The 6,037-nt window shown below is 44.5% G+C and carries 5 protein-coding genes; all 5 read left to right on the forward strand.

All coding sequences use genetic code 11. The features are described from left to right. Positions 1-305: 305 nt before the first annotated feature. The 5 genes from ACOJTG_RS22620 (at position 306) to ACOJTG_RS22640 (ending at position 5,952) form a co-directional block, all read left to right on the forward strand. Complete coding sequence (locus tag ACOJTG_RS22620; RefSeq protein ID WP_420155880.1) at positions 306-851, forward strand: cupin domain-containing protein; 546 nt, start codon at positions 306-308, stop codon at positions 849-851. 94 nt (positions 852-945) lie between these two features. Beyond that, positions 946-1,311 (forward strand): DUF2200 domain-containing protein, encoded by a 366-nt coding sequence (locus ACOJTG_RS22625; protein ID WP_420155881.1) that lies wholly within the window; start codon positions 946-948, stop codon positions 1,309-1,311. Positions 1,312-1,432: 121 nt separating this feature from the next. Further along, positions 1,433-2,152, forward strand: coding sequence for an alpha/beta hydrolase (locus tag ACOJTG_RS22630; RefSeq protein ID WP_420155882.1), 720 nt, complete (start codon positions 1,433-1,435; stop codon positions 2,150-2,152). Positions 2,153-2,503: 351 nt separating this feature from the next. Then, positions 2,504-3,373, forward strand: a complete 870-nt coding sequence (gene fdhD / locus ACOJTG_RS22635) for a formate dehydrogenase accessory sulfurtransferase FdhD (RefSeq protein ID WP_420155883.1) — start codon at positions 2,504-2,506, stop codon at positions 3,371-3,373. Positions 3,374-3,588: 215 nt separating this feature from the next. Next, positions 3,589-5,952, forward strand: a complete 2,364-nt coding sequence (locus ACOJTG_RS22640; RefSeq protein ID WP_420155884.1) for an FdhF/YdeP family oxidoreductase — start codon at positions 3,589-3,591, stop codon at positions 5,950-5,952. Positions 5,953-6,037 lie beyond the last annotated feature (85 nt).

Here is a 6,037-nt window from a genome sequence, read left to right on the forward strand (position 1 = left end):
ATTAATTTTAAACAAATAAGGTTTTTATTATTAATAAGGATAAGCTCTTTATCGCAGAAGTCTTGTTGCGACCAGCGTATCGATATATTTACTGGAATAATTATAGCATTAAGCAAGAACTAATCACTGCGTCTGTACAAAATTCCCATTCTTCTGACAAACTAGATTAGTTTACGTATCTTGAATCATCAATATATGAATAGTCCTGAACACGGAAGTTGTTGGTGATGCTACGCTAAATATCAACAACGGCGGGAATGGTGTAACTATCTCCTCATAAAGGTTTTCCAAGTCATAAATTCACTATGAAAAAAACAATTTACAACCCTGCACTAAAGGAAACCATTGTATTCGTGACTACCTCTGAAGAAACTTCCGGTGCGTACTCTGAACTTGAAATCTCTCTGGAACCGGGTGGCGGCAATCCCATGCATTACCACAAAGCGTATACGGAACTGTTTACCGCACAGGAAGGCGTATTGGGCATGGAACTGAAGCATGGGAAGAAGATATTTTTGAAACCGGGAGAATCGTATTTAGTGAAAAAAGGAGAAAATCACCGGTTCTTCAATCAAAACGACCATCCTATTACGTTCACCAACAAGGTAGTCCCCGGTTCTACGGGTTTGGAGAATACGCTAAGAATTCTGTGTGGCTTAGCTCAGGATGGACAGTATTCAAAAGCGAATATTCCCAGTAATCTATACCATATGGGAATAGGTGCGGTGATGAGCGATATGCGGTTGACGGGTCTGGCAGGACTCATCACTACGCCCTTGGTTAGCATGTTGGCTTATCTGGGACGTAAGAAGGGGATCGAAAAAGCTTTAATTCAAAAGTATTGCGTCTAGCTATCGATACGGCCTCCCGCCGTTTTTGGTGTTTAGCGAAGCATCCCCAGTAACGGCGAAGCGATTTCAATCCTATTCGTTTAAAAATGATCTTATGAGCAATTCAGCTACCCACGATCAGCGTATCGCTACCATGACCTTCTCGTCCGTATACCCGCATTACATAGCGAAAGTGGAAAAGAAAGGTCGCAGCCAGGAAGAATTACATCAGGTCATCGAATGGCTAACGGGATTTGATGGTCAGAAAATTCAGGCTCTGATCCATGAAAAGGTATCCTTTGAATCTTTTTTCGAACAAGCAACCCTCCATCCTGACGCTTATCTGATTACCGGGACTATTTGTGGCTACCGGATTGAAGACATTGAAAACCCGCTAACTCGGCAGGTTCGGTATCTGGATAAACTCGTGGACGAATTGGCGAAAGGTCGTGCCCTAGAAAAGATTTTGCGGAAAAGTTAGGCAAAGCGATAAAACGTTCCAAGTGTTAAGTTGTTAGTACATCACTCGAAACAAAGCTTATCATTACATTTACTCCACCGTTTGAAACGACAGTATGGAAAATGTTAATGGGAACAAAATCATGAAATTCATTTATTATAATTTACTAGTTCTACTTGTAGTACTTACAAGTTTTTCAAAAGCATCAAAGCCAGACGATCCAATTCCTGAACACGAAACTTTTAAAATTCACTCTAAACAAGTTGAAGAAGAAAGAACGATTAATGTATGGACACCCGCAAATTATAAAACAAACGCTGACTCATTGCCGGTCATGTATATGGCAGATGGAGGAGTCCAAGAAGATTTTCCTCACCTTGCCAATACGTTGGCCAAATTGATACAAGAGAATAAAATAAAACCTTTAATTCTAGTAGGCATTGAAAATACGCAACGAAGAAGGGATTTAACTGGTTTTACCGAAGTAGCAAAAGATAAAGAAATCGCCCCAGTGGTTGGAGGGTCAGAAAAATTTAGAGCTTTCATAAAAGAGGAACTTTTCCCCGAAATAAACAAACGATACAGAGTAACCACTAAAAAAAGTATTATCGGTGAATCTTTAGCAGGGCTATTTGTGGTAGAGACATTTTTACTTACCCCTGACCTATTCGATCATTACATTGCATTTGACCCTTCTCTTTGGTGGAATAATCACTATTTAGTAAGAACTACAGAAAAGCATTTAACCCATTTTTCTAAAAGAGAGAAACGGTTTGGTTTGCGGGCTCCAATACAGAAGGCATTTCACAATATACCGATGACCTGGCAAAAATCTTCAAGGAAAAAAAACTCCCAACCATAAAATGGAATTATTCACCCGAACCCAAAGAAAAACACAATACCATTTTTAGAGCAACGAAAGAAAAAGCAATTATTTGGACTTTCAATAAAACGGAATAAAAGCTAAACGTATATCCTAAATTTCCCGCCGTTGGTAGAGTTTAGCGAAGCGTCGCTAACATCTTTTCTCCCGCCGTTGTTGGTGTTTAGCGAAGCGTCAGCAACAACTTTTCTACTGAATCCTCTATTACTGCGTTTGTTAGTACCTTATGTCCGCATCCACCTTTTCCTTCACAATACCCTTACTAAACTGGGCTGAGCCGATTGGGGAGGGAGCAGGCAACAAAACCCCAGGGTTATAAGTTTTATTGGTATGAAAGCCCATACCCTGAAACAGAGCTCCGTACGCAAGATTGAAATCGTCAAAGTGACCGAGAACGAACGTTTTCCCTATACCGATGCGGTTTCCGTGGAAGAGCCTTTGGAGATCAGAATTTCCTATGAGGATCAGGCCACGACGATCACCAAGAACATCTCCGTAACGATGCGGACGCCGGGCGACGATGCGGAACTGGCCCTTGGATTCTTGTTCACGGAAGGCATTCTTTCGGATCAGCAGCAGATCCAGAGCGTTGATCATGTTCGGACGGTATGTTCCCGTAATGCTGAGAATGTGATCATCGTTGAGCTTGCCGCGGGTTTCGTACCCCAACTGATGCATGCCGATCGGAATTTTTATACCACTTCCAGCTGTGGCGTCTGCGGCAAAGGCTCCATCGCCTCCATCCGAACGGTCAGTGCCTTTCAAAAACTGGACCAAAACCAGCAGCTCATTCGCCTCGAAACGATTTATCAGCTCGCTGAAAAATTACAAACCTTCCAGAGCAATTTCAGTGCTACCGGTGGCATCCACGCGTCGGGACTTTTTGATTTTGAGGGTAATCTGCTGGCCCTGCGGGAAGATGTCGGACGGCATAATGCCCTGGATAAACTCGTCGGAAATGCTTTCCTTACCGGGCAGTTACCCCTCACCGATCGGATTTTGGTACTAAGTGGCAGAGCCAGCTTCGAGCTGATTCAGAAAGCAGCCATGGCCGGTATTTCGGTAGTTGCGGCGATCGGGGCCCCTTCCAGTTTAGCCGTAGATCTGGCTAAGGAATTTGATATTACTTTATTGGGATTTATGCGTCATAATCGATTCAATATGTATCATGCCGGAAGCCATTTTCAAATCGAAGAATAGCTTAAGTAAACCGTATCCTAGCGACCATACATCGTGTAATGGATAGTAAAATGGAACGGGTTTAACTATTGGAAAATGGATTCAGAAAGGAAATTCGTACAGGTAAAAGGTTACTAGTTGATCAAGAGACGTTCATCTGTATTTCTACTCGCGTAGAAGACCCGCGTACGAATACCCAAACGTAAAACTTAACTACCCTCTTTAATGAAAGCCTTATGAAAACGAATGAAAATGATAAAAAGATAGCAGATCCTACCAGTCTGTTACCTTCCGCAGAACCTCCGCATCAGTTATTGGATTTAAAACATAAATCACCTAAGAACTGGGCCGCCGGTGCTCCGGCCGTCAAGCATTCGGTGGAGCAGCTGGTAAAAAATGATTCGGTACTGCGAGGTGGAAAAGCGTTGTTTGCCATGAATCAGTTCGGCGGCTTCGATTGCCCCAGCTGTGCCTGGCCCGATCCCGATGATGAGCGTTCACGATTGGGTGAGTACTGCGAAAGCGGGGCTAAAGCACTCGCCGAGGAAGCTACTTCCAAGAAGATTGGGGCAGATTTTTTCAGAGAAAATTCAGTATACGATCTGTCTAAACGGTCTGATTATGAGATTAGTCAGTTGGGTCGAATCGCGGAACCCATGTATTTGCCGGAAGGCGGAACGCATTACCAGCCCATTAGCTGGGAAGAGGCCTTCGCTAAAATTGCTGAAAAATTAAACGGCCTGGCTTCGCCCAACGAAGCCATCTTCTATACGTCGGGAAGAACGAGTAACGAGGCTACCTGGGTGTATCAATTATTCGCCCGCGAATTCGGTACTAATAACTTTCCGGATTGCTCCAATATGTGTCACGAAACCTCCGGCTACGCCCTATCCCGATGCATCGGTATTGGCAAAGGGACCGTGAAGCTGGAAGATTTCTACGACTCCGAACTCATCATCATCATCGGACAAAATCCGGGTACCAACTCTCCGCGGATGCTTTCGGCCTTGGCCCGAGGGAAGAAAAATGGAGCGAAGATTATGGCCATTAATCCGCTACCGGAAGCCGGTTTGATGGGTTTCAGAGATCCGCAAAGTCCAAGTGCCCTGCTGAAGAAACCGCTCGAATTGTCAGATCTCTATCTTCCCGTTAAAATCAACGGAGACATGGCCTTGCTCAAAGCCCTGCAAATACTATTGCTGGAAGAGGAAGCCAAAAATCCCGGGAAAGTGCTCGATCTCGAGTTCATCGCGAATAAAACGGCGGGTTTTGAGGCCTTGGTGGAGGAATTAAAGCAGTATGACTTGGCTTTTCTTTCGGAAGCTTGTGGTGTTTCAATTGAAAAACTGAGCGAAGCGGCTCAACTGATTGCCGCCCGAAAACGAATCCTGATTGCCTGGGGAATGGGAATCACGCAGCAGCACAATGGCGTGGAAATGATTTACAATATCGTGAATCTGCTGCTGATGAAAGGCAGCATTGGCATTAAAGGAGGTGGTGTGTGTCCCGTGCGTGGTCATAGCAATGTGCAAGGCAACCGGACCCTCCTGATCAATCACCATCCGACTAAAGAGCAACTAGACAAACTGGAATCGTTTTACGGATTTAACGTTCCCAGAGAAGGCGGTTACGATGTGGTGAAGGCCCTGAAAGCCATGCACGAGAAGAAGGTGAAATTTATGTTCTGCATGGGCGGCAATTTCCTGTCCGCCGCTCCCGATACCACCTTTTCGGCAGAAGCGATGCGGCAACTGGAGATGTCCGTAATCGTTTCCATCAAGCTGAATCGTAATCACTTGGTTCACGGCAAAGAAGCGTTGATTCTACCGGTTATTTCCCGAAGCGAAAAGGATATGATCCACGGCGAACTGCAACACGTGAGTACCGAAAACTCAATGGGCGTAATTGAGTCGTCGCGTGGCGTACTGGAACCCATTTCGGAACACCTGATCAATGAAACGCACGTAGCCTGCCGGATGGCAAAAGCAGTTTTGGGTGAACGTTCCGTAATTGATTGGGACCGTTTCATGAACAGCTATGACGCCATTCGTGATGATGTCGAGCAGTGTATTCCGGGCTTTGAAAGGTATAATGAACGAGTCGTGCAAAAGGGTGGGTTTTATCTGCCCAATGCACCCAGAGATGGTAAATTTAACAGCGAACCGTACCCGGGAAAGGCAGCGTTCAACGTAACGCCAATTCCGGATAATACGCTAGCCGACGACGAATACCTGATGGGAACGACCCGAACGCACGATCAATTCAATACCGTTATTTATGGCTTAGACGATCGATACCGTGGGATTTTCAATGAACGAAGGGTGGTGATGATGAACGAAAAAGATATGGCGAAAGCCGGACTCAAAGAAGGCGATAAGGTGGATTTGTTCAATTATGATGATGGCATTGAGCGTATTGCTCCGTTATTTATCGTTGTAAAATATTCGATTCCTCAAAAAAGTACGATGACGTATTTCCCGGAAGCCAATGTTTTAGTGTCAATTAATAATGTGGTAAAAGGGGCGAATATGCCCGCTTCCAAGTATGTTAAGATTAAGATTCGTAGGCATAAGCCTGAGCTGGATAAGAAGATAGGTTAGTAGGTGATAGTAGTAGCAAAACCCTATGTTATTAAATCTGCACCTAGGTGCAGATTTAATAACATAGGGTTTTGCTACTACTATC

This window comes from Siphonobacter sp. (genome assembly GCF_048595215.1).
In the GTDB taxonomy this organism is placed as follows: domain Bacteria; phylum Bacteroidota; class Bacteroidia; order Cytophagales; family Spirosomataceae; genus Siphonobacter.

Excerpts from the sequence above, each read along its gene's own strand:
- ACOJTG_RS22625 (WP_420155881.1), top strand. The coding sequence starts at position 946 with ATGAGCAATTCAGCTACCCACGATCAGCGTATCGCTACCATGACCTTC.
- ACOJTG_RS22640 (WP_420155884.1), top strand. The coding sequence starts at position 3,589 with ATGAAAACGAATGAAAATGATAAAAAGATAGCAGATCCTACCAGTCTG.
- ACOJTG_RS22620 (WP_420155880.1), top strand. The coding sequence starts at position 306 with ATGAAAAAAACAATTTACAACCCTGCACTAAAGGAAACCATTGTATTC.
- ACOJTG_RS22630 (WP_420155882.1), top strand. The coding sequence starts at position 1,433 with ATGAAATTCATTTATTATAATTTACTAGTTCTACTTGTAGTACTTACA.
- fdhD (WP_420155883.1), top strand. The coding sequence starts at position 2,504 with ATGAAAGCCCATACCCTGAAACAGAGCTCCGTACGCAAGATTGAAATC.